Annotated in this window: 1 protein-coding gene; it reads right to left on the bottom strand. The window is 44.3% G+C overall.

From position 1 onward, the window contains the following. Positions 1–328: 328 nt before the first annotated feature. Positions 329–1606, bottom strand: coding sequence for an IS110 family RNA-guided transposase (locus NFS43_RS24310; RefSeq protein WP_251555569.1), 1278 nt, complete (start codon positions 1604–1606; stop codon positions 329–331). Positions 1607–1729 lie beyond the last annotated feature (123 nt).

Here is a 1729-nt window from a genome sequence, read left to right as displayed (position 1 = left end):
AAAAAATATTTTTCGACATGTTTCCTAACAAAATTTTTATATTATGTGAAACTATTCCAACATACGGGTACGCTACGCGGTCACTACTGGATAATAGTGGAAAGTAGTGATAGGAAATTATGCGATGCACAATGGATCTCTGCGTAGCTTATGATGACGTACCCTCCCATGTCTCTGGGCATCAGTGTGCCTACATTCCTTCGTTCGGTCTAGTCATAAGGCAGAGGCTAGCGAAGCTCCTTTAGGGACTCTCGGTCGAATGGTGAAAATATTGCCAGCTTCTCCGTGTCATCCTGTTGTCTAGGTCTGATTAAGGGGATGTTGGGCCCTATGCAGCCTCTACGAGACTAGGAATATCCCTCATCATTCGCTGTGCGTCAAACGCTTTGTGCTTTGTGCTGATTCCATGTAACACTTTTAATAATTTACCGCATAGAACCACGATGGACTGCTTCTTGCGTAAAGGATTAACCTTACGGTTTGTATAATATTCATGTAATTTTTTAAAGGCTTCGTTGTGGAGAATCATCGGCATCATCACTCGGAATAGAAGGGCTCGTAGCTTTCTTCTGCCCCGTTTGGAGATGCGTTTTTGCCCTTTATGCAGACCGGAGGAATTTTCACGTAACGTTAGTCCCGCGAGTTTGATTAGTTGGCGTGGATCTTCGTAGTGTGAAAAGCTTCCAATCTCCGCTAATAGGTCAACAATTGTCGTATCTCCAAGCCCTGGTACCGTTGATAGCCATTCATACTCGACAGATGTTTTTACAAGTTCAACCAGGCGCCCAGTAATGCTTTCGATATCTTGTTCTAGCTGGTGGTAACGGCGGACAAGTGTGGCGATTTCAATACGGGCCATCTCACGTCCTTCTGTTACTCCGATTGAGTTAGCTGCGACTTCGATAAGGCGCACTGCTTTTGGTCTTTGGGGGGATTTGAGCCCATCGACCTTTCGATAAAGGGTTAACACTTCATCGGGTTGTTTCTGGTGAAAATCACTTGGAAATGGAGTGCATTCCAGTGCAGCCAAAGCCATTTTTCCGAATGACGGAAACACCTGAGTAAACTCAGGGAAATAACGGTCTAACCAGCGAATCATCATGTTTTTGACCGCGCCTAATTCCTCCGCTAGCTTACTTCGTAGTGATGATCCAACGCGAAGTTCAGCTTCCATACCTTTCAAGATACGGGGATAGCTGAAGCGCCCATCTTTTACTAGACGAGCGATTACTAATGCATCCTTACGGTCGTGTTTAGTCGGAAGATTATCATCCAACTCTTTTGATCGTTTAACATGCATAGGATTAACCATGGCCAGGGGAATGCCCCGTTCCTCTAGGAAGTAGGCTAAATTGAGCCAGTAATGTCCTGTAGGTTCAATCCCGATAATGACTTCCGTTTTCTCATTTTCCTTCATCGCAGCCAGAATGCTTTGATAGAAAAGCTCGAAGCCGCCTCCGGATTGAGAAACAGAGAATGATTTTTGGAGCACACGTCCTCGATCATCAACAAAGCAAGCGTAATGTGTCCGCTTAGCAATATCAATTCCGACGACTAATGTTTTTTCAGTGACTTGATTAATTTTTTGATTTTGTTTAAAATCCATTATGGAGTCCTCCTTGGTTAACTAAGTTAGGGGTCAATTCTGCGCAGATTTGACACCCCGTATCATACCAAGAGGGCTCTTTTTTGTTCAAGTCCCCGAAAATCCTTCTAACAGGAATGCTCC

The sequence above is a fragment of the Neobacillus muris genome, from assembly GCF_943193175.1.
Classification (GTDB): domain Bacteria; phylum Bacillota; class Bacilli; order Bacillales; family Cytobacillaceae; genus Neobacillus; species Neobacillus muris.
The sequence above is the reverse complement of the archived record's forward strand: the minus strand, read 5'-3'. Positions and strand labels throughout refer to the sequence as shown.

Excerpts from the sequence above, each read along its gene's own strand:
- NFS43_RS24310 (WP_251555569.1), bottom strand. The coding sequence starts at position 1,606 with ATGGATTTTAAACAAAATCAAAAAATTAATCAAGTCACTGAAAAAACA.